At 40.9% G+C, this 23,453-nt stretch carries 19 protein-coding genes; 15 read left to right on the plus strand and 4 right to left on the minus strand.

Going from position 1 to position 23,453, the window contains the following annotated elements; all coding sequences use genetic code 11:
- Nucleotides 1-5 precede the first annotated feature (5 nt).
- Complete coding sequence (gene pntA / locus DPV92_RS00145) at nt 6-1,544, minus strand: Re/Si-specific NAD(P)(+) transhydrogenase subunit alpha (protein ID WP_111353046.1); 1,539 nt, start codon at nt 1,542-1,544, stop codon at nt 6-8.
- 214 nt (nt 1,545-1,758) lie between these two features.
- On the opposite strand from pntA, the gene trmJ reads away from it, so the two are divergent.
- From trmJ to mepA, 11 genes are all read left to right on the plus strand, one after another.
- On the plus strand, nt 1,759-2,517 hold the full coding sequence (gene trmJ / locus DPV92_RS00150) for a tRNA (cytosine(32)/uridine(32)-2'-O)-methyltransferase TrmJ (protein WP_111353563.1): 759 nt from the start codon (nt 1,759-1,761) through the stop codon (nt 2,515-2,517).
- A gap of 110 nt (nt 2,518-2,627) precedes the next feature.
- Nucleotides 2,628-3,971: a chromosome partition protein MukF gene (gene mukF, locus DPV92_RS00155; RefSeq protein ID WP_111353564.1), complete on the plus strand. Its 1,344-nt coding sequence runs from the start codon at nt 2,628-2,630 to the stop codon at nt 3,969-3,971.
- Between the two features lie 21 nt (nt 3,972-3,992).
- The gene (gene mukE / locus DPV92_RS00160; RefSeq protein ID WP_111353047.1) at nt 3,993-4,700 is read left to right on the plus strand and encodes a chromosome partition protein MukE; all 708 of its coding nucleotides are present in this window, start codon (nt 3,993-3,995) and stop codon (nt 4,698-4,700) included.
- Entirely contained in the window at nt 4,700-4,921 is a 222-nt protein-coding gene (locus DPV92_RS00165; RefSeq protein WP_005708682.1) for a hypothetical protein, read from the plus strand. Before mukE ends, DPV92_RS00165 begins: the two co-directional genes overlap by 1 nt.
- Before the next feature lie 7 nt (nt 4,922-4,928).
- On the plus strand, nt 4,929-5,636 hold the full coding sequence (locus DPV92_RS00170) for a zeta toxin family protein (protein WP_111353048.1): 708 nt from the start codon (nt 4,929-4,931) through the stop codon (nt 5,634-5,636).
- A gap of 13 nt (nt 5,637-5,649) precedes the next feature.
- Nucleotides 5,650-10,122 carry a chromosome partition protein MukB gene (gene mukB, locus DPV92_RS00175; RefSeq protein WP_111353049.1) on the plus strand — a complete coding sequence of 1,491 codons (4,473 nt, stop codon included), beginning with the start codon at nt 5,650-5,652 and terminating at the stop codon, nt 10,120-10,122.
- A 215-nt stretch (nt 10,123-10,337) separates the two neighbouring features.
- Nucleotides 10,338-11,051, plus strand: coding sequence for a UMP kinase (gene pyrH, locus DPV92_RS00180; protein WP_005708728.1), 714 nt, complete (start codon nt 10,338-10,340; stop codon nt 11,049-11,051).
- A 39-nt stretch (nt 11,052-11,090) separates the two neighbouring features.
- On the plus strand, nt 11,091-11,648 hold the full coding sequence (gene frr, locus DPV92_RS00185) for a ribosome recycling factor (protein WP_005706753.1): 558 nt from the start codon (nt 11,091-11,093) through the stop codon (nt 11,646-11,648).
- Between the two features lie 68 nt (nt 11,649-11,716).
- Nucleotides 11,717-12,610 (plus strand): cation diffusion facilitator family transporter, encoded by an 894-nt coding sequence (locus DPV92_RS00190; RefSeq protein WP_111353050.1) that lies wholly within the window; start codon nt 11,717-11,719, stop codon nt 12,608-12,610.
- Entirely contained in the window at nt 12,610-13,371 is a 762-nt protein-coding gene (locus tag DPV92_RS00195; RefSeq protein ID WP_111353052.1) for a Zn-ribbon-containing protein, read from the plus strand. The genes DPV92_RS00190 and DPV92_RS00195 overlap by 1 nt, the downstream gene beginning before the upstream one ends.
- Before the next feature lie 64 nt (nt 13,372-13,435).
- Nucleotides 13,436-14,263, plus strand: coding sequence for a penicillin-insensitive murein endopeptidase (mepA, locus tag DPV92_RS00200; RefSeq protein ID WP_111353054.1), 828 nt, complete (start codon nt 13,436-13,438; stop codon nt 14,261-14,263).
- Nucleotides 14,264-14,337: 74 nt separating this feature from the next.
- On the opposite strand, the gene priC is transcribed toward mepA, so the two are convergent.
- Nucleotides 14,338-14,838 (minus strand): primosomal replication protein PriC, encoded by a 501-nt coding sequence (gene priC / locus DPV92_RS00205; protein WP_111353056.1) that lies wholly within the window; start codon nt 14,836-14,838, stop codon nt 14,338-14,340.
- Nucleotides 14,839-15,320: 482 nt separating this feature from the next.
- Here priC and DPV92_RS00210 point away from each other — a divergent pair, with 482 nt between their 5' ends.
- Nucleotides 15,321-16,373 (plus strand): porin, encoded by a 1,053-nt coding sequence (locus tag DPV92_RS00210; RefSeq protein ID WP_111353057.1) that lies wholly within the window; start codon nt 15,321-15,323, stop codon nt 16,371-16,373.
- A gap of 79 nt (nt 16,374-16,452) precedes the next feature.
- On the opposite strand, the gene cmoA is transcribed toward DPV92_RS00210, so the two are convergent.
- Both cmoA and DPV92_RS00220 read right to left on the minus strand, forming a co-directional pair.
- Nucleotides 16,453-17,175 carry a carboxy-S-adenosyl-L-methionine synthase CmoA gene (gene cmoA / locus DPV92_RS00215; RefSeq protein ID WP_111353058.1) on the minus strand — a complete coding sequence of 241 codons (723 nt, stop codon included), beginning with the start codon at nt 17,173-17,175 and terminating at the stop codon, nt 16,453-16,455.
- A 17-nt stretch (nt 17,176-17,192) separates the two neighbouring features.
- Nucleotides 17,193-17,978: an alpha/beta fold hydrolase gene (locus DPV92_RS00220; protein WP_111353059.1), complete on the minus strand. Its 786-nt coding sequence runs from the start codon at nt 17,976-17,978 to the stop codon at nt 17,193-17,195.
- Between the two features lie 114 nt (nt 17,979-18,092).
- Between DPV92_RS00220 and seqA the strand changes: the two genes are divergently transcribed.
- From seqA to mscK, 3 genes are read left to right on the plus strand one after another with little or no spacing between them, the layout of a single operon-like run.
- Entirely contained in the window at nt 18,093-18,674 is a 582-nt protein-coding gene (gene seqA, locus DPV92_RS00225; protein WP_111353060.1) for a replication initiation negative regulator SeqA, read from the plus strand.
- A 6-nt stretch (nt 18,675-18,680) separates the two neighbouring features.
- Nucleotides 18,681-20,132: an o-succinylbenzoate--CoA ligase gene (menE, locus tag DPV92_RS00230; protein ID WP_111353061.1), complete on the plus strand. Its 1,452-nt coding sequence runs from the start codon at nt 18,681-18,683 to the stop codon at nt 20,130-20,132.
- Entirely contained in the window at nt 20,129-23,449 is a 3,321-nt protein-coding gene (gene mscK, locus DPV92_RS00235) for a mechanosensitive channel MscK (RefSeq protein ID WP_111353062.1), read from the plus strand. The genes menE and mscK overlap by 4 nt, the downstream gene beginning before the upstream one ends.
- Nucleotides 23,450-23,453 lie beyond the last annotated feature (4 nt).

Here is a 23,453-nt window from a genome sequence, read left to right on the forward strand (position 1 = left end):
TCTCCTTAACCTTTTCTAAACATTGCAAGCATACGTTGCGTAACTTTGAAACCACCAAAGATATTGATGCTTGCGACTAAAATCGCGATAAAGGCAAGAATATCAATGAAGAAATTACCCGTTGGTTGGCGAATTTGTAACACCGCCCCCACGATGATAATCCCTGAAACCGCATTAGTTACCGCCATTAATGGGGTGTGTAATGCGTGGCTTACGTTCCAAACCACGTAGTAACCCACCACACACGCCAATACGAATACGGTAAAGTGAGATAAGAATGCCGCTGGTGCAACAGAAGCTAACCAGAGGAACAGTGCACCAACACCTGCCATCACGCCATATTTTATGCGTGGATCTGTTGGTTTCTCTTCTTTTTTCTCAACTGGTGCTGCCGCCGCTTGTTTTTGCGGTTGTGCAGAAACTTGAATTGGTGGTGCTGGCCACGTTACTTCGCCTTCGCGAACAACGGTTACGCCGCGTAATACCACATCTTCAAAGTTAATGTTGATTTCACCATCTTTGTTAGGTGCTAATAGTTTTAATAAATTCACTAAGTTAGTACCGTAAAGTTGTGAAGATTGGGTTGGTAAACGTGCTGGGAAGTCGGTGTAGCCAATCACTTTTACTTGATTGTTTGTTACCACCATTTCACCTGCTTTGGTGTAGTCACAGTTACCGCCAGTTGCTGCGGCTAAGTCCACAATCACTGAGCCTGGTTTCATTGAATCTACCATCTCTTTCGTGATTAAGCGTGGTGCTGCTTTACCTGGAATTGCCGCTGTCGTGATGATAATATCCACTTCTTTCGCTTGTTCAGCGTAAAGTTCCATAGCACGACGGTTGAACTCTTCTGACATCACTTTCGCATAACCATCGCCTGAGCCGCCTTCTTCTTCGAAGTCAATTTCTAAGAAATCTGCGCCCATTGATTTTACTTGCTCTTTTACTTCAGGGCGTGAGTCAAACGCACGCACAATCGCACCTAAGCTATTCGCTGCACCGATTGCCGCTAAACCTGCTACGCCTGCACCAATTACAAGCACTTTCGCAGGCGGAACTTTACCCGCTGCAGTGATTTGACCTGTAAAGAAGCTACCAAACGCATTTGCTGCTTCAATAACCGCACGGTAACCTGAAATATTTGCCATTGAAGAAAGGGCATCTAATGCTTGTGCACGAGAGATACGTGGCACCGCATCCATTGCTAACACATTGATTTTCTTCGCACTTAATTTTTCCATCAATTGTGGATTTTGTGCTGGCCAAATAAAGCTCACAAGGGTTGCACCTTCTTTAATAAGGGCAATTTCCTGTTCAGTGGGTGCATTCACTTTAAAAATAATGTCTGCATTCCAAATTTCTTGTGTTGTGCCAACAGACGCACCTGCTTTCGCAAAGGCATCATCTTCAAAACTTGCTTTAAAGCCAGCATCGTGTTCAACGATCACCTCAAAGCCGAGTTTTTTAATCTGCTCAACGGTTTTCGGTGTTGCAGCAACACGCGTTTCGCCGTCTAACAGTTCTCTTGGTACACCAATAAGCATAAAGACTCCTGTATTGGATTGGGGTTTATATAGTTAAGCTACTAATGTAGCCTTATGGTTTTTAAAAAATGCCATAACTCTACCATTAAAATTGTCAAATTTGTAAAAAAATTACGCCTATCAATTTAATTATTTGACGAAATTCATAATTTCATAATGAAACCGAAATTTGATAGAATTAGCCGATATAAAAAACGTTTCAAATAAAACCAAAATGAATATTTTAGATCAAATTCAAATTATCCTTGTTGAAACCTCTCTGCCCGCTAATATTGGCTCGGTTGCACGTGCAATGAAAACTATGGGGATTTCTCATTTGCGATTGGTTGCACCAAAACAACCGCTCGATGAAGATGCTTTTGCATTATCGGCAGGGGCAAAGGATCTCCTTGAAAATGCTCAAAGCTTTGCCAGCTTTGACGAAGCTATTGCTGATTGCCAGCTTGTGATTGGCACGAGCGCTCGTTTACGCCATCTACAAAATAGCTTGATTGAACCACGCACCTGCGGAGAGTTAGTCGTAAAACGAGCCGAACAAGGCAAAGTCGCCCTAGTTTTTGGGCGGGAGCGTGTTGGGCTAACCAACGAAGAATTGCTCAAATGCCATTATCACTTAAACTTTCCAACTAATCCTGAATATGGCTCGCTCAATTTGGCTATGGCAGTGCAATTAGCAGCTTATGAAGTGAGAATGGCGTATCTTTGTCATCAACAAGCTGTTGAAAATTCTCAAAACTTTGCTAAAAACCAACCGTTCGCAGCAGTCGAAAAAGATTATCCGAACGCCGAAGCCTTAGAGCATTTTTACCAACACACAGAAAGACTTTATAAAGCACTTGGCTTCATTCGCAATGATGCAGTTATGCTTAAGCTTCGCCGTCTTTATCAACGTGCTGAATTAGAACGCAATGAATTGAATTTATTAAGAGGAATGCTAACGGCAGTTGAACGTAGCCAGAAAGAGTGTAATTAAAATATAAAGGTATGGGAAGTTGTATAAATAGCCTTTCTTTTCCGATTTCTATTTAAATAGCTTTCTTGTACAATAACCTCCATTTTTGATGATATACGAATATGAGCCTTATGCTGAACGAAACTGCACAGAACGAATTGGCACACACTATTCCAGAGCTTATCCATTGGACGAAAGAGAGCGAGTTTTCGCTTTCGCTCACGCCTGAACGCCTTGCCTTTTTATTGGCAATTTCTATTTTTAACCAAGAACAAACTGATGGTGAACTGCTTGAGAGTGATTTAATTGATCTATTTCGCTATGTTTCTCAAACTTTTGAACAATCAGAATTTACGCTTTCCCAGCGTGCAAATAATGCGATCAACGATCTGGTAAAACAACGTCTTCTAAACCGTTTTTCGAGCGAATTTACCGAAGGGTTGGCGATTTATCGTGTTACCCCGCTGGCAGTCGGCATTGCGAATTACTATATTCGTCAGCGTGAGTTTTCTAGCCTGCGTCTTTCAATTCAACTATCTATTGTGGCAAGTGAAATTCAAAAAGCATCGTTAGCCGCAGAAGAGGGCGGAGATGAACGTCATTGGCGAAATAATGTGTTTGCACCACTGAAATATTCGGTAGCAGAAATTTTTGATAGCATCGATCTTTCGCAACGCATTATGGATGAAAATCAACACCAAATTCGAGAGAGAATCGCGAATCTTTTAAGCCAAAATTGGCACGAGGCGATCACGAGCTGTGAACAATTATTAGACGAAACATCGGGTAATCTACGAGAGTTGCAAGATACGTTAAATGCAGCGGGCGATAAATTGCAAGCACAACTGTTGCGTATTCAAAGCTGTTTAATAGGTCGTTACGATTTAGATTTCATCGATCAGCTAGTGGTTAATCTGCAAAATAAATTAGACCGCATTATGAGCTGGGGGCAACAGGCAATCGATCTTTGGATTGGCTACGATCGTCATGTGCATAAATTTATTCGTACCGCGATTGATATGGATAAAAACCGTGTATTTGGTCAGCGTTTGCGTCAATCTATTCAAGATTATTTTGATGCACCTTGGATGCTTTACACCGCGAAAGCGGAGTCGCTCCTGGATTTGCGTGATGATGAAACTGAATTTAACGAAGCAGAAGCGGTTGGTGAATTACCAACAGAGTTGGAATATCAATCCATCAGCGATGTACAAGAGCAAATTGTGGCAAGGATGCAGGCTTATCTCGCACAATTTAGAGCGGAAGGTAAGCCAATCGATTTAGGTGTGGTTTTACGTGAACAATTGGCTCGCTATCCACATTCTCGCCATTTTGATGTGGCGCGTATTATCGTAGATCAAGCAAGTAAATTGGGTATGGCAAGTTTAGATAGCCAAGCGGTTTATCCAGAATGGCAAGCGATTAACGAGACAGGGGCGGAAGTGCAAGCCCACGTGATTGATCAATACCAGTAATCAAGCAAAAAGAGAAAAATTATGACAGAAAATATTCAAGATGTGATTTCAACTAAATTAGCGGTGGCGATTGCAAACCCTATTTTTCCAAGCCTTGATAGCCAATTGCGTGCAGGTCGTCATATTAGTATTGATTTGCTTGATGAACACGCATTTTTGATGGATTTCCAAGCAGAACTTGAGCAGTTTTACAACCGCTATCACGTGGATCTTATCCGTGCACCAGAAGGATTTTTCTACCTTCGCCCACGTGCATCAACCTTGATTAACCGTGCTACTATGTCTGAAATGGAGATGTTGGTGGGTAAAGTATTATGCTACCTCTATTTGAGTCCAGAACGCTTGGCACAACAAGGCGTGTTTAGCTATGATGATGTTTATGAAGAGTTGTTGAACCTTACCGATGAACAAAAATTGTTAAAAGCGGTAAATCCACGTTCTACAGGTTCAGATTTAGATAAGGCTAAATTGGTCGAAAAAGTTAGTGGAGCCTTGCGTCGCTTGGCTCGTATCGGAATGATTACCCGTATTGGCGATCAAAACAGCAAGAAATTTGTCATTTCCGTTTCCGTTTTCCGTTTTGGTGCGGACGTTCGCGCAGGAGATGATTACCGCGAAGCGCAATTACGCTTGATTCGTGATGGCGAGGCAACAGCCCCAAATCCTACAGCTGATACAGAAGAACAAGCGGTAGAAAACGAGGAAGATTTTGCAGAGGGTGAGGAATAATGTGTACGCTAATGCAAAAAGATGTGTTGATTGAGTTAATCGCAAGCACTCAAGCAGATTTAAGTAAAATCTTAGAATTACCACTCAATGAAGATCAACTTTTTCTTAGCTGTTTAAGAGGGCAAGTATATCGTACCGAACCTGAGGAGATCGACTTCGAGTTGCTCTCAAGTCAAGTGAAAGAGATTGGTGCTAAATACCATTCATCACGAGCAATTTAGAGGTTTTATGCAAAACTTTGATATCAATGCTTATGATGTTGAGGCTGATGTTGAACAAAATTTCCCTAAAATTTGGGCAAATTTGCTTGCTGAAAATCTGGTTACCCCACAAGAGTACCCTGTTGCTATTTTACTGGGTGGACAACCTGGTGCTGGGAAATCCTTCGGTTCTCTTGCAATGGGTAAGCGTTTAGATTTCAATTTGCTGATAATTAACGGAGACGAATTTCGCCCTTACCATCAGTATTACCATGAAATTTATCAGCAATATGGCAAAGAGGCTTCGAAATATACAGGTGAATTTACAGGTAAAATGGTGAAACGTATTCGAGATGAAGCCGTAGCACATCGTTTTAATTTATTGATTGAAGGGACTTTTCGCACCGCTGATGTGCCTCTTAAAGAACTTGAAAATTTTAAGCATTATGGATACCAAACCAATGTGTTAATTTGTACTTGCCCTAAAGAGCAGAGTTGGGACAACACACTAAAAAGAGCAGAGGAACAAGCACTTCAAGGTATGCAACCTCGTTATGTACCAAGAGAACATTTCGACTTTGTGATTGCTAATTTAGCAAATAATGCAGAACGCGTTTTGCAAGAGGCAAAACCGGATGGCTTTGAAGTATATTCTCGCTCTCAGAAATTATTTGATATTAAAGATACACCAGCAGATCAATTAACCGCTACTATCAATACAGAATTAAATAGATAAAGGAAAAATCCTAATGAGTAACACGGATTTAATTTTAGAAGAGAACGCACAAGAGACAATAATTGTGCAACCGACAATTCCGCCACAACAGATTGAACGCGGCAAATTCCGCTCCTTAACGCTGATTAACTGGAACGGCTTTTTTGCTCGTACTTTTGATTTAGATGAATTGGTCACCACGCTTTCGGGTGGTAATGGTGCGGGTAAATCAACCACGATGGCGGGTTTTGTCACTGCCTTAATCCCTGATTTAACGCTTTTAAACTTCCGTAACACGACAGAAGCAGGTTCGACTTCTAGCTCACGTGATAAAGGTTTATATGGTAAATTGAAAGCGGGTGTTTGTTATGCGGTGTTGGAAAGTGTGAACTCTCGTGGTCAGCGTGTTATCACAGGCGTGCGCTTGCAACAGATTGCTGGGCGAGACAAAAAAGTGGATATTCGTCCATTTTCATTACAAAACGTACCCTTTGATCAGCAGATTATCTATATTCTGACCGAACAAATGGGCGCCAAAGCACGCGTGTTGGCATTGAATGAAGTAAAAGAAAAATTTGAGCAATCGGACGTTCAATTCAAGCAATATCAATCCATTACCGATTACCACAGCTTTATGTTTGATGTGGGCGTATTGCCGAAACGTTTACGTTCCGCAAGCGATCGTAGTAAGTTCTACAAATTGATCGAAGCATCGCTTTACGGCGGTATTTCAAGTGTGATTACCAAGTCGCTACGTGATTACTTATTGCCAGAAAATACGGGCGTTCGCCAAGCATTCCAAGATATGGAGTCGGCATTGCGTGAAAACCGCATGACGCTTGAAGCGATTAAAGTTACACAGTCAGATCGTGATATGTTTAAGCAGTTGATTACTCACTCAACCGATTACGTATCTGCAGATTATATGCGTCATGCAAACGAGCGTTTAGGGAATATTCAACAGGCGTTGGGTTTCCGCCAAGCGTGGGCGAATTTAAAATCGAAGCGTGAGCTTGAGCAACATCGTTTAGTAGAATTTAGTCGTGAATCGGCAGAAATTGAGGCGACTGAACAAGGGCTAGAGGCAGAATTTAATTCTGCGAACGATCATTTAAACTTGGTGCAAAATGCATTACGCCATCAAGAGAAAGTAGAACGTTATCAAGATGATGTTGAAGAGCTCAACGAGAAGCTTGAAGAGCAACAGATGGTGATTGAGGAAGTTTCTGAAGCGGTGGAAATGGCTCAACACCAAGCTGATGATGCGGAAGCACACGTGGAAGATTTGCGAGCACAGCTTGCGGATTATCAACAAGCATTAGATGCTCAACAAACTCGTGCTTTGCAATATCAACAAGCCATTGCTGCCCTTGAAAAAGCAAAACAGCTTTCAGGTTTGGCGAATTTAGACTTACACAATATTGAAGATTATCACGCAGAATTTTCAGCCCAAGCTGATGAAATTACTGACCAAGTATTCGACTTAGAACAACGCTTATCTGTTTCAGATATGGCGAAAGAGCAGTTTGAAAAAGCCTATGAATTAGTTTGCAAAATTGTGGGCGAAACAGACCGCTTGCAAGCGTTTGAGGAAGCTAAATCACTGCTTAATGCTTTCCCTGAACAAAAAATGCGTGCGACACAAGCGGTCGGATTACGCCAGAAATTGCACGAGCTTGAACAACGCTTGCAACAACAACAGCAAGCAAAACGCTTGTTGGCAGAGCTTAATCAAAGAACGCAAAGTGAGTTTAGTCACGCAGACGAGCTTGAAAATCACTTTGAAGAGCAACAGGCAAAACGCGAAGATTTAGAAACGGAACTTGCCGAGCTTGTTGAGGTTCGTTCAAGCCAACGCCAACAGCTACAACAGCTCCAAAATCAATATAACCAATTGGCAAAAAATGCTCCTGCGTGGCACACCGCTCAATCTGCTTTAACCCGTTTGGAAGAGCAGTGTGGCGAAACATTTGAAGCAAGCCAAGCGGTGCTGCAATTTATGCAAAATATGCTGGCAAAAGAGCGTGAAGCAACGCTTGCTCGTGATGCGTTGGCACGCAAAGAACAGCAATTAAGCGATGAGATTTCACAACTGAGCCAGCCAGATGGTTCGGAAGATCCGCGTTTAAATCAGCTGGCAGAACGCTTTGGTGGCGTGTTGCTTTCTGAGCTTTATGATGATGTATCACTTGAAGATGCCCCTTATTTCTTGGCATTATATGGCGAGGCTCGTCACGCAATTGTGGTACGCGATTTAGAGACTGTAAAAGCACAGCTCGAAACCTTAGATGATTGCCCAGACGATCTCTATTTAATCGAAGGCGATCCAACTGCCTTTGATGACGCTGTCTTTAGTGCTGATGAGTTGAATGAGGGCGTAGTAGTAAAAGTTTCAGAGCGTCAATGGCGTTATTCGAAATTCCCTGCTGTGCCGTTGTTTGGTCGTGCCGCTCGTGAAAAACATGTTGAAGTATTGAAAGCCGAACGCGATGAAGTGGCGGAAAAACACGCAGAACTTTCGTTTGATGTGCAAAAATGCCAACGCTTGCATCAACATTTAAGCCAATTTGTTGGCACGCATTTAAATCTTGCGTTCCAAGAAAACCCAGAAGAGGCGATGCAAGCGGTTGTGGCAGAGCGTAGCGAAATTGAGCGTGAATTTAATCAAGCGGTCGGAAACGAACAGCAACTTCGCAATCAATTGGATGCGGTCAAAACACAATTGCAATTGTTAAGCAAAATTTTACCGCTTGCCGATTTACTTGATGACGAAGTGTTAATTGAGCGTGCAGAAATTTGCCGTGAACAATTGGCGGAAGCAGAAGATGATGAGCAATTTGTGCGTCAATATGGCAACTATATCGCTCAGCTTGAGCCAATTGCCAGCTCACTTCGTAACGATCCAATCCGTTTTGAAGAGCTGGAAACGGAATACAATCAGGCGAAACAGACCCAAAAAGCATTGCAACAAAAAGTGTTTGCACTTTCAGATGTAATGCAACGCCGTGTACATTTCAGTTATGAAGATGCGGTGGGTGTGGAAGGTTCTCGCTTAACCGAACAGCTACGAGCGGAGTTGGAACAGGCTCAACAAACGCGAGAGCAGGCTCGTCATCAATTGCGTCAAGCACAATCGCAATACAGCCAATACCATCAAACCTTAACAGGGTTACGTAGTGCCTATGAGGTGAAAAATCAGATGTTGGCAGAGCTTATCCGTGAGATGGATATGCTGGGCGTACGTGGTGATGCTCAGGCGGAAGAGCGTGCTATTGAGCGTCGTGAAGAGTTACATCAACGCTTAAGCCAACAACGTGCGCGCAAAACGTTCCTTGATAAACAGTTGGGCAGCATTGAAGCAGAAATTGAGAACCTTAGTCGCGAATTGCGTAAAGTTGAACGTGATTATAAAAATCAACGTGCCACTGTGGTAGCAGCGAAAGCTAGCTGGTGCTTGGTGTTACAACTTTCTCGCAACAGCGATGTGGAAAAACGCTTGAACCGCCGTGAATTGGCGTATCATTCATCGGATGAATTGCGTTCGATTTCGGATAAAGCGTTGGGTGCATTACGTACCGCTGTGGCGAATAACGAATACTTGCGTGATAGCTTGCGAGCGTCTGAAGATAGCCGTAAACCAGAAACGAAAGTAGCATTCTTTATTGAAGTTTATCGCCATTTACGTGAGCGTATTCGCCAAGATATTATCAAAACAGATGATCCAATTGATGCGATTGAGCAGATGGAAATTGAGCTTTCTCGCTTAACCAGTGAACTGACGAATCGTGAGAAAAAATTGGCGATCAGTGCAGAAAGTGTGGCAAATATTTTACGTAAAACCATTCAGCGTGAGCAAAATCGTATTCTTCAATTGAACCAAGGTTTACAAAATATCGCTTTCGGTCAAGTAAAAGGGGTGCGTTTAGATGTGAAAATTCGCGATACACACGCGATGTTATTGAATGCATTGAGTCAAGATCGCGAACAGCACAAAGATCTGTTTGAGAGTGAAAAACTCAGCTTCTCAGAAGCATTTGCGATGTTGCATAAACGTGTGAACCCGCATATTGATATGGGACAACGTACACCGCAAACCATTGGCGAAGAGTTGTTAGATTACCGCAATTATCTCGATCTAGAAGTTGAAACCGACCGTGGTGCAGATGGTTGGCAACGTGCGGAAAGTAGTGCACTTTCAACGGGTGAGGCGATCGGTACGGGGATGTCTATCCTGTTAATGGTAGTGCAAAGCTGGGAAGAAGAGTCTCGTCGCCTACGAGCGAAAGATATTCTCCCTTGTCGCTTGCTCTTCTTGGATGAAGCTGCGCGACTTGATGCGATGTCTATCAATACGCTCTTCGAGCTTTGCGAGCGCTTGGATATGCAGCTGCTAATTGCTGCTCCAGAAAATATCAGCCCAGAACGCGGTACGACTTATAAGTTAGTGCGTAAGATCACCAATAACCAAGAGTTGGTTGAAGTGGTTGGATTGAAAGGGTTTGCGTAAAATCTAAATGTATTAAGGCCTTTATAGTGAAAAGCGATAAAGGCTTTTTTGTTTGTAAAACACGAATAAAAATTTACCGCTTATTGAATATTTATATTTCAAGAGAAAAGTCATTGTGAAAGACTGAGTTTGAGATAGCAGAATGAGCTAGTTTATCCAGCCGTTTTATTTTATAATACCACGATTTTTGTTTTCACTTCACAGAGGCAATTAAAATGAGCAAACCGATTTATAAACGCATTTTGTTAAAATTAAGTGGCGAAGCTTTACAAGGTGATGAGGGCTTTGGTATTGACCCATCGATTTTGGATCGTATGGCACTTGAGATTAAAGAGTTAATCGAAATGGGCGTGGAAGTTGGCGTCGTAATCGGTGGCGGTAACTTATTTCGTGGGGCGAAATTAGCGAAAGCGGGGATGAACCGTGTTGTAGGCGACCATATGGGGATGCTTGCAACCGTGATGAACGGTTTGGCGATGCGTGATGCGTTGCACCGTGCGGATGTTAATGCGAAGTTGATGTCTGCATTCCAATTAAACGGGATTTGCGATACTTACAACTGGTCTGAAGCGATTAAAATGTTGCGTGAAGGTCGTGTGGTGATTTTCTCAGCGGGAACAGGTAGCCCATTCTTTACAACAGATTCAGCGGCTTGCTTACGTGGTATTGAAATTGAAGCGGATGTAGTGTTAAAAGCGACAAAAGTGGATGGCGTGTATGATAAAGATCCTGCAAAATTTGCTGATGCAGTGTTATATAATCAATTGACTTATGCTGAAGTGATCGACAAAGAGTTACAAGTAATGGACTTAGCAGCATTCACCCTTGCACGTGACCACGGTATGCCAATTCGAGTGTTTAATATGGGTAAAGCGGGTGCATTACGCGAAGTGATTACGGGAACCACTGAAGGTACAACCATTTCTTAATTTAGCTGTTCTAAATTTATTCAATCAAAGGAAAAATAGATGATTAACGAAATCAAAAAAGATACGCAACAGCGTATGGAAAAAAGCTTAGAAGCGTTAAAAAGCCACATTTCTAAAATCCGCACAGGCCGTGCACAACCGAGCCTTTTAGATGGTATTCAAGTGGAATATTACGGTGCAGCAACACCACTTCGTCAATTAGCAAACGTGGTAGCAGAAGATGCACGTACTTTAGCGGTAAACGTGTTCGATCGTTCTTTAATTTCTGCGGTAGAAAAAGCGATTTTAACCTCTGACTTAGGTTTAAACCCATCTTCAGCGGGTACAACAATCCGTGTTCCGCTTCCACCATTAACAGAAGAGCGTCGTCGCGATTTAATCAAAATCGTAAAAGGTGAAGGCGAGCAAGGTAAAATTGCGATCCGTAACGTGCGTCGTGATGCGAACGATCAAATCAAAGCGTTGTTAAAAGACAAAGAAATCAGCGAAGATGAAGAGCGTAAAGCACAAGATGAGATCCAAAAAATCACTGATGGTTTCATCAAGAAAGTAGATGAAGTGCTTGGTGATAAAGAGAAAGAATTGTTAGATTTCTAATTAAAAGCAAGCGAAGAAAAGTGGGTTTAACGCCCACTTTTTTATTTTAACTTTATGTTATTTTAACGATGGAAAAACAATACGTAGAATTAGTAAGACGCGCTGCTATGTTTGCGATTGCGGTGGCGTGTTTTCTTATTTTATTAAAAGCCTTTGTTTGGTGGAAAACTGGTTCAATCACGATGTTGGCAGCGATGACCGACTCGGTGCTAGACTTATTCGCCTCACTGGTGAGTATGTTCGTGCTCAAATTTGCCTTGCAACCTGCCGATGAAAATCACGCATTCGGGCACGGCAAGGCAGAATCGCTTGCGGCGATTGCTCAAAGCGCGTTTATCAGTGGTTCAGCGATTTTCATTTTACTGCAAGGCTTCCATAAACTGACAAATCCGCAATTGATTGAAGATTCGCAACTGGGGATTTTGGTGAGTATCATCTCCATTATTGTGACCGCAGTGTTGGTTATTTATCAGAAAAAAGTGGTAAAGCTAACGCAAAGTCCTGCTATTCAAGCGGATTCTCTGCATTATCAAACCGACTTATTGATGAACGTAGCAATTCTGATTGCGATGGTGCTCAACTTATTTGGCTTGATTTATGCTGATGCGATTTTTGCGATTTTAATCGCTCTTTATATTGCCTTTAATGCATTGAAAATGCTTTGGGAAGCGGTCAATATTCTGCTAGATATTGCATTGCCACCTGAAGAGATCGATCAAATTGTGATGATGGCGACCAAACACCCGAATATCATTGGCGTACACGATATTCTTACTCGTCGCTCAGGCGCAGTACGTTTTATTCAGATGCATTTGGAATTGGCAGATCATCTCACGCTGTTAGAAGCACATGATATTGCTGATAGCCTTGAGCAGAAAATTTTGGCAGCATTTCCGATGTCGGAGGTTATCATCCATCAAGAGCCGACTTCTGTGGTGCAACAAGAGAGGAAAAAAGCCTAATGTATCAAGCCGTAGCGTATTTTAATTATGCGAATTTTGAAACCGATCCTGTCACTGCCATTTCGCAAATCATCAATCAGTGGCGTTATAACGGGCAAATTATCGGGCGTGAGTTTGGTGTAACTTATCATCAAGATCATTTTGAAGCGAGAGTGTCGATTCCCGAACAAGAAAGCCTATTGCCGAAATGGAACAATGAATGGGTCAATGAGGTGTTCCAACAAGCGGACGAAATTGGCGTAGAATTTGCAGGTTTTGAAATTATCGGGCAAGATTATCAGGCAGACGAAACCAGCCGTGATGAACAGCCAGAATTTCTGATGCTTTACACTACCTATTTGGATAGTTGTTCGCCGATTAAATCGGGCAATAGCTTAAAACCTGTGCCACTTTACCAACTTTTACAACAAAATCCACCGCTTGCAGAAGCGGTAATCAAATGGCAAGAGAGTTGGCAAGCGTGCGATCAGCTACAGATGAATGGCGGTGCATTAGAGCAAACAGCTCTTGCTGAAATTAGCGAATATCAGAGCGAACTGAGCCAGCAAGGTATGGCACTTGCTCGTCAGATTGAACAAGAAACGGGCGTACCTGTCTATTATTATCTCTACCGTTTAGGCAATGATGAACAAGTCGAACACCATCGCACCTGCCCTTGTTGTGGTGGGGATTGGAAATTAGCTAAGCCATTGCACGAGATGTTCTATTTTCAATGTAAGCCGTGTCATTTAGTGTCTAATTTGAGTTGGGCGTTGTTGTAAAGAGCCCTATAAGGACCCATTTATACGTAACCTAGGGAGAGGCCCTAGGCATATAGGAAACAAAATGAAATTAATAAAAACTGTTTTAGTATCAAGCTTAGCACTATTTTCTGTAACTACTGTTGCAACCCAATGGGAAAAGATCCGTACACCTATTTCAGGGCAGCCGCAATCTATCGGTGGATATAGCAATGGCTGTATTATCGGTGCTCAACCGTTGGCATTAAAGGGCGAGGGTTACCAAGTGATTCGTTCAGTGAAAAATCGTTATTATGGGCATCCACAGCTTTTAGATTACCTTACCAAATTAGGTCAGCGAGCGAAAAGTTCTGGGCTTCCACCGATTTTAATTGGCGATATGGGAATGCCAGCAGGTGGGCGCTTCTCTTCAGGGCATGCTAGTCATCAAACAGGGTTGGATGCAGATATTTGGTTACGTTTCGGACCAATGGATGATGAAACGGCACGTAATCCTGCAGGATTAGCGACATTGATGGTCGATCGCGATAGACATATTGTTGATGAGCACGTGTGGACGCCTAACCAGTTCAATTTAATTAAATTAGCTGCACAAGATAGCCGTGTGAACCGCATTTTTGTGAATCCTGCGATTAAAGTGAAATTATGCAACAGCGAGAAAGCAGATCGTAATTGGTTACAAAAAATCCGCCCCTGGTATGGACACGATTCACACATTCACGTGCGTTTAAGTTGCCCGCAAGATGCAAAAAATTGTGAAAATCAAGCCGCTTTACCTGCAGGTGATGGATGTGGGGCTGAATTGTATTCGTGGTTTGAACCAGCACCAAAATCAAGCACACCAAAATCAAAAGTATTACCTGCCACACCTTATCAGTGCCAGATGATTCTTTCTTCGCAGGGGTTAGAGTAGTAAGCGGTTAAATTTCTTTATAAATTGACAAAGAGCGTTTTAATTGTCTTAAAACGCTCTGTTTATTTTAGCGATCAATGCTCTTCTAATCTCTCAATCGCTGACAAACATTTTTTTCTTCTAAATTCGGTTTCTTGGATTTGTTGCTGATAGTGGGTTCTTTCAGCATCATTTGGAGCGTGATATTGCTTATCAAGTAACCAGCTGATTTTGTCATTGAGTATCCTTAATGCTTTTCTGTATTCAATTAAGCGTTTTCCTACAGGTAAGGCGTGGACGTTTCTTGGGAAACGGTAATTGGAAGAAAAAGCGGCCAATTTGCTTTTTTTCTGAATAGATTTTACCGCTTTTTGTAAAGCATCAACCTGTTCGAGCAATTTTTTAGCATAAATTTCAGCATAAGCAACCTCATTTTGCTGGCTTAATATTGCTGCGGTATGTCGAATTTCACCAATAAAAAATGAAACTTTGGCTTCATTTTTAGCAAAATAATTGCCGAAAACGGTCGCTTGTTCGTCTTCAAATGGGGTAAATTGTGCAAGATTTTCTTCAATTTTTTCGATAAAAGCATTCATATATTGGCACTCATTATTCGTTTTAACTTGGTCTTGAAATCATTATACCTGAGCTTTTTTAGGTTTCAATGTGTAGGGTTTGTTGAAAAAATAGACATTTTTCTAATTAAATATCAAAAATGTGATCTAAGTCACAAAATATTTTTTATTTTTGTCTGAACTTTATTTCTAAAAGAAAAATGAAATAAAACTCGTTTAAAATCAAATGGTTATCTTTGGTTTGTTTTGTGAAGTGGAATGCAAAATAAATTCATTTTTAGCTCCATTTTTTACAATTGATTTGTAACATATTGATTTTAAAGCATAATTTTATGAGAGCAGCTTTTCACCAAACTATTGACACTGTATTCGCTTTTTGCCATTATTCGCTTGCACAAACATTTAGACAAATGTAAAGGTTTAGATGTTCGCAAGTTTTTAAGATGGTTCTTTAGTTTTAAAGGACGTATTACTAAAACAAACCTTATAGATAGGTGGTCATTATGAAAAAAACATTAGTTGCATTAACAGTAGCAGCATTAGCAGCAGCTTCAGCACAAGCGGTAACCGTAGTAGACGCAGATGGTACAAAAGTTGATTTCGACGGTTCATTACGTTTAATTATGGAAAAAGGTAATGTAAAAACAACCCAAGCAGGTCAAGCTGATACTAAAAAATCAAACTCAGCATTACGTAACGCAGGTTCACGTTTTGGCGTAAAGGCTAAACACCAATTAGGCGAAGACTTCTATGCATTAGGTCGTGTAGAGTTCCGTTTTAACAAAGGCGCAACTCGTGATGGTTTCGGTGATATGTACGCACACCGTGCATACGTAGGTTTAGGCAGCAAAGCATATGGTGACATCACTTTCGGTCGTCAAGTAACTATCGCTGATGACTTAAGCCAAGCTGACGATTACGAATATGGTTTAATTCCAAAAGGTGATTACATTTCTACATCAAATAAAGGTGTAATCCGTTATGACTACAAAGGTATCGAAGGTTTACAAGTTGGTGGTCACTACTCATTCGGCGAAAAAGAGAATCTTCTTAAAAATGCATACGGTGTAGGTGCATTATACGCACAAGACAACTATGATGTTCGTGTAGCTTATGGTCATACTAACTACGAAACTGGCTCTAATACTTTAAAACATCGTAAAGATGGTTACTTAGCATCTGCTGGTTATTCATTTGGCGACTTCAAATTAACAGGTGATTTCGGTTATGCTTATGAAAAAGCAGGCGTAGCTAACGATCAACCAAGTAAAACAAACAAATTCTATGTATCACCTGGTTTCTCATATCAAGTAATTCCAGCATCTAAAGTATATGGTAACTACTTATATGAACGTGTGAAAACTAAAGAAGATTCTAAAGAAACTACTCATGCATTCTTACTTGGTGTTGACTACAAATTCCACAAACAAGTGGTTGCATTCGTAGAAGGTAAATACGCACGTACTAAATCATTTGATTACGTGAACAATGGCTACAACTACACAAGCAAAAAAGCTGACAAAGCTATCGGTGTAGGTATGCGTGTATTCTGGTAATCTCTGATTGCTTAGATTAAGTTAAAAATAACCCCCAATCAGAAATGGTTGGGGGTTTTGTTATAGTATGATTGATGGATTATTTAACCGCAATCATTGAACCAAAATTAAAGCATTGGAACCAAAGTTCAATTTGGCTAAAGCCTGCTTCTTGTAAGCGTTGTTTATGGGTTTCAATACTATCGGTGAGCATTACATTTTCCAATGCCGTGCGTTTTTGGCTCACTTCTAGCTCGCTATAGCCATTTGCGCGCTTGAAGGTGTGGTGTAAATCAATCAGCAACTCATTCATTGTTTCATTTTCAAAGGTGAATTTTTCCGAAAGTACCAAAATGCCGTTTGGGTTTAATCCTTGGTGGATCTTTTTCAACAAAGCTAAACGATCAGCACGAGGTAAAAATTGCAGAGTAAAATTTAGCACCACCATTGAAGCATTTTCAATTTCGACTTGTCGAATATCATCGCATAAAACCTCAACAGGTACATCGGAATGATAGGCATTGATATGTGTTCGGCAGCGTTCAACCATCGCGGGAGAATTATCAACCCCAATAATTTGCGCCTGTTTTCCCTGAATATTGCGGCGGATAGATAAAATCCCCGCACCGCGAGAGCAGCCTAAGTCATAAATATTGGAATTATCAGTCACAAAGCGTTGAGCCAACATTCCAATTGCAGTGATAATGTTTGAATAACCTGGCACGGAGCGTTGGATCATATCAGGGAAAACTTCTGCCACCGCTTCATCAAAGGTAAAATCACCCAATTTCTCAATCGGTGCGGAAAAAATCGTATCTTTCATATTGTTCCTATTTTCTATTAGTTTTTTTCTAAAAATTTTTGAATGGCACGCACAACAGTTTCGGGTTTTTCGGCATGCACCCAATGGTGTGCATTCGCGACAACAAAAGAGGTTGCTTTCGGGAATTGTTCTAAAATCGTTTGCGTATCCTTTGCTTGGATGTAATCAGAAGCGCCGCCTTTAATAAAGAGTGTTGGTTTATCAAAATAGACCGCTTGCCAGCCCATAATATTGAGATAATTAGCTTTAATGCCTGTGAGATTAAAGCGGAAATAGTCAGGTTTTTGCGAGTCAAAGGCTTTCAGCATAAATTGTTGTTCGCCTTCATCTTTCACAAACTGGCTAAGCACTGCTTTTGCCTCTTGTCGGTTGGCAGGTTTTGCCTCTTTTACCGCAAATAAACCTGCAAAATTAGCATCGTGGCGATGTGTTGGGTTCTTTGTTGGAGCAATATCAATTACCACCAATTTATCCACCAGTTCTGGTGCGATATGTGCTAAAGTCATTGCCGTTTTCCCCCCCATTGAATGCCCAATCACAATAACATTTGATAATTTAAGGGCAAGCAGCAGATTTTTCAGATCTTCTGCCATTAAGGGGTAATTCATCTCATCAGCGTGAAATGACGCCCCGTGATTGCGAAGATCGACCCGTAAAATATTAAATTGTTCAGCAAAACTGCGAGCAATAATGCCAAGATTATTCATATCGCCAAATAAGCCGTGTAAAAATACCATTGTTTGGGCATTTGGGTTTTCGGTGGCAGGTTGGAGTTGATAATTTAAAAGTAAATTTTTATTCATAAGTTATTCTTTTCACTAAATTTGAGTGATTTTTATCTACAAAAAGATCCTGAACTTGATTATAATGCCAAGCTATATTCGGTCAGTAAAATTCAAGTAAATTAAGGGGATAAGATGAAAAATATCGAAATCGATGATGAATTATATCATTACATTGCGAGCAGAACACAATCAATTGGCGAAAGTGCCTCTGATATTTTGCGTCGTCTATTACGTTTACCTTCATCACCTCAGCCATTTGCACTGGTTCAGCAAAATGTGATTGATGAACTCAAAGAAATGGCAAAACCAAAAGAGAAAAAACATTTGCACCACGAACCTCTTGTTAAGTCGGAAGTTAAGCGATCTTCTAATGAGCAGTTACAAAAAGTGTTAGATTCAGCTTTATTTACTGAACCAGCAAAAGGCGTGGTGCGTTTTCTGACATTGCTTGAGGCTTTATATAAACATAATCCTGATGCATTTGCGAAAGCAACAGAAATGGTAACGGGCAATTCAAGAACTTATTTTGCTAAAGATGAAGCTTCATTATTAAAGCACGGCAATAGCGTAAAAGCGAAGCAAATTCCAAGCTCGCCATTTTGGGTGGTAACCAATAACAATACTAACCGCAAAGGTTTGATTGTCACTAATGTGATGAGTGAAATGGGGTTGCCTGAAAAATTGATTAAACGCGTGCAAGATTTATTTGTTTAAATTGCTATGGTGAAATCTTCGCATTTTTTTACCGCTTGTTGGGGAAATAAAGCAGGTGGGCAAGCAAATGATAAGGCGAATGCTGAACGCATCGCTATTGTTTGGGAAAAAGGGGAAAGTCGCTTTTTCCCTTTTTTGCCTGAGCAAATTAGTTGGCAAGATTTTTACCATCTCATCGCTCAAACGGCGACTTTTCTCTCTTCTCAGCCCCCCTTTTCACATGCTCAATTAATTGGCTATCAAGGCTCGCATCGCTTAATCGGGTTGCTCAGTTATTGTGCGGTAATTGCGTTAAATAAGCAGATCTTAATGCTTAATCCTGCATTTTCATCAGAAAAAACAATGCAACTTTGCGAGCAATATGGCATTCAGTTTTTGATTACCGATCAGTTTTTTACAAATTTTGATGAAAATCTTACCGCTTGTGAATTGCCTACTTTAGATTATGCCTCTCCTGCTACTTTAACGCTCACTTCTGGCTCATCAGGTTCGCCAAAAGCCGTGGTGCATAGCATCAAAAACCATCTAGCGAATGCGGAAGGTGTGTGTGAATTACTCAATTTTAAACAAGGCGATAGCTGGCTACTGAGTTTGCCGTTGTTTCACGTTTCAGGGCAGGGGATTGTGTGGCGTTGGCTTTCACAAGGGGCGACGCTCTATGTGAATGAAGATAAAGCAGATTTTTTTAAGCTGCTTTCTCAAGTTTCGCACGCCTCCCTTGTACCCACCCAAATGCAACGTTATTTGGTATCAGCGGAATTTCACAAGCGGTCGAAAAAGCAAACGGTTTTGCTTGGCGGAGCCGCTATTCCTGCGGAATTAGTTCAACAAGCGAAAGTGCAGGGAATAACTACTTTTTCGGGGTATGGTATGACCGAGATGGCTTCGACGATTTGTGCTGTAAAAAATGAGTTAGGCAATGTGGGTAAGACATTGAAAGGGCGGGAAGTCTGTTTGGTTGATAATGAAATCTGGGTAAAAGGCGATTGTTTAGCACTGGGTTATTGGCAAAAAAATGCCGAGATTCGACCGCTTACTAATGCACAAGGTTGGCTGCAAACGAAAGATCTTGGGCAGTGGAATGCGCAAGGTCATTTAATCGTCAAAGGGCGGTTAGACAATATGTTTATTTCGGGGGGGGAGAATATTCAGCCCGAAGAGGTAGAAAAAGTGTTGTTCGCTTCAGGTTTACTCAGGCAGATTTTTATTGTACCGATTGCAGATGTTGAGTTTGGCGAACGCCCTGTGGCAGTGGTGGATTTGCTCGAACCATTCTCAACACAAGCGGTCGAAAAACTACAAAATTTTGCGACACAGCATTTAGAAAGATTTAAACACCCGATTTGCTACTTGCCGTTAGATGAAAATTTACAACAAGGTGGCATTAAAATTTCCAGACAACAACTAAAATCTGAGATTGCCGTTAAACTAGGGCTCACCCGTAAGGATAATTTATGATGAAGAAATATTTTTTCGTTTTTGCTACGATGATTTTTGGTATTTCACTCGCACAGGCTGATTTACCGAGTGAAAAAGCATTGCAGGCACAGATTGCAACGTTGCAAAAAGCGGAGCAAACCGATGCAACGAAAGCAACATTAAAAACCTTGCAAGATACTCAATCGTTGTTGGCTCAAATTGCGAAGCAGAAAGCGGATAATGAAGCGTTAAATAGTGAAATTGAACATTCCAAAGCGAGTTTAAAAAAGAGCCAAGACAATCTTACCAAATTAAAAAATAGTACGGTGACAGTGCCGTCATTTGAACATATTTCGCTAGATGATTTGCAGGGTTTGCTTTCAGCTAAGCAAGATGCATTGAATAATTTACAAACAGAAATGGCATCGTTAAATGGAAAATTAGTCACCCAAAATGCAGTGCCCGATAAAGCACAAACTGCTTTGAGTAACAATGTCACGCATAAGCAAGCAATTAATTCTGCTTTGCTAGGGGCAAATATCAGTGATGAACAAAAAGTGAATTTCACCACAGAGTTGGCGTTGTTAGATTTACAAAATAGCTACAACCAAACATTATTGCGAGGTAACGAAGATCTTTCGGCACTCTATAATAGTCAGTTGGAAGAGAAAAAATTACAACAGCAACAATTGCAAAATGAACTTGCTGCTATTCAGCAAGCGATTAGTGAAAAATTGATGCAGGCTTCTAAAGTAAAAGTGGAGCAAGCAACGCAAACGCTTGAAAAAAATGTAAATGCGGAGAGCAATCCTGTGATTGTTCGTGCATTGGATTTTAATGCAAAAATGTCCCAAGAATTGCTTGATCAAACCACCAAAATGAATGAGCTTTCGCAAGAAAATTTGCGTATTAAAGGTGTGTTGGATAACTTAGAGCAAACACAACGTAATTTGGATGAGCAGATTAGTTCTTTGCAAGGCTCTCTTGTGCTTTCGCGTATTATCAATAAGCAGCGTGCGGCTTTGCCACAAGATGAGATGATCAAAGGTTTGGCAGAACGTATAAATGAACTCCGTGTGAATATTTTTGATATGACTGAGTTCAAAGATAAAATTGCGGATCCTAAAAGTTATATTGCGAAGCTTGAAAAAGAGGAGAAAAACACTTTTACAGATGCTGAAAAGAAACACCTAACGGAGATTTTATCAGCTCGTACGAAAACTTTTGTGGAATTGATTAAATCGATGAATGCTCAGTTGAATTTAGCGATCAACATTGAACTGACCCAGAAACAAGTGCAAACCATCAGTGATGAGTTGCAACAAAAATTGCAACAGCAAAGCTTTTGGGTAAAAAGTAATAATGCGATTGATTTTGCGTGGTTTGCGAAACTAGGCCCAACACTTGGATTTCAGTTAGAAGAGATTGGCAAACAGTTCGATTTTTCAAATTGGCGTGACAATGTGATTCCTGCCACGCTCTTAATTGGTAGTTTATTGTTGCTAATTGGCTTGATTTTGCGTCAAAAAGAGAACATTAAACGCCAATTAACCGAGATAAATAACAGAATGAAATCGGTAGAAACCGATAGCCAATGGAATACACCTAAAGCGATTCTTTTAACCACGATTTTATGCTTGCCAAGCACCTTTATGTTTTTAACGGTGTTTATTTTGGTGACTTACATCTGTTTCCAAGATCCACTTCCGATCTGGCCGTGGGGCTTGAAAATGGCGGGCTATTGGTTCTGCTTTGCCTTTATGATGGCAATTCTTCGTCCTCATGGCATTGGTTATCAGCATTTTGATATGCCACAAAAAAGTAATGAGTTGTTCTATAACATTCTAAAACGCTCAGTTTGGGTTATTGGTTTATTGCTTAACACTTCCATTTTTGCCAATGTGGAAACGGGTATTACGTATGATGTATTGGGCGAAATTATGACCATTACTGTGTTGGCAATGACAGTCTTTATTATCGCACCTGGATTTAGAAAAGCGATTTCAACGTATCAAAACACAGCAGAGGATATTCACGCACCCAAAGGAGCATTAAGTTTTGTGCGTTTGGTCTTGTTGCTGGCACCGATTGCGTTGATTGTGTTGATTGTGATGGGTTATTACTACACATCATTAGTCATCATTGAACATCTGATTTCAACTTATTTTGCGGTAACTACTTGGATTATCGTGCGAAATGTATGTTATCGTGGCTTTACGGTTTCTTCCCGCCGTTTAGCACATCGCCGTTTGCTTGAGAAAAAAGAGTCTTTAGCGAAACAGGCAAGCAATGAACAAGCGCACAACTTCGGTGAAGAGGATGTACCATTCGAAATCAAAGCAGATGAAATGGCTCTGAGCGAGATCAAAAATCAGATGCTGAAAGTAACTGATTTTGTGCTCTGGGTTGGCTTATTTGCAGCGCTTTATTGGGTTTGGTCTGATCTCATCACGGTAGCCTATTACTTAAAAGGCGTGACTCTCTGGCAACAAAGTATGACGACTGATGCGGGTGTGGTAATGGAGTCGATAACCTTACTTAATCTATTGGTTGCACTAGTGATTATTGTGGTAACCTATGTGTTGATTAAGAATTTAAGTGGTTTACTGGAAACGTTTGTTTTCCCGCATCTTTCGCTTTCTCAAGGTACGCCTTATACCATCAGCACCTTATTAACCTATTTATTAGTGGTGTTAGGAGCAGCTTTTGCTTTCTCAACCTTGGGAATGTCGTGGTCTAAGCTACAATGGCTCTTTACGGCATTATCGGTTGGTTTGGGTTTCGGTATGCAGGAAATTTTTGGGAACTTTGTTTCAGGCATTATCATCTTATTTGAACGCCCTATTCGTGTTGGCGATATGATCACCATCGGTTCATTTAATGGAACAGTGTCGAAAATCCGTATTCGAGCAACTACTTTAATCGACAATGACAAAAAAGAAGTGATTGTGCCAAACAAAGCTTTTATTACTGAACGCGTGGTGAACTGGGCGTTAACCAATTCAATGACTCGTTTAGTGATTAGTATCGGTGTAGCATATGGCTCAGATTTAGAGTTAGTGAAGAAATTATTGCTTCAAGCTGCCGAAGAAACTACTACAGTAGTTAAAGATCCTGCACCCATGGCATATTTCCTCTCATTTGGGGCAAGCACATTAGATCACGAGTTGCGTGTTTATGTGGGGCAATTAAGCGAACGTATTCGCACCATTGACCAACTAAACCGCCGTATTAACGAACTTTTCGAACAACACGGAATCGAGATTGCCTTTAATCAGTTGGATGTTTTTATCAAAAATCAAAATACCAATGAAGAAGTAAAATGGGCAACGGAAGATTTAACCGCAAGAAATTAGAATA

Source organism: Pseudohaemophilus paraphrohaemolyticus (assembly GCF_003253115.1).
Classification (GTDB): domain Bacteria; phylum Pseudomonadota; class Gammaproteobacteria; order Enterobacterales; family Pasteurellaceae; genus Haemophilus_A; species Haemophilus_A paraphrohaemolyticus_A.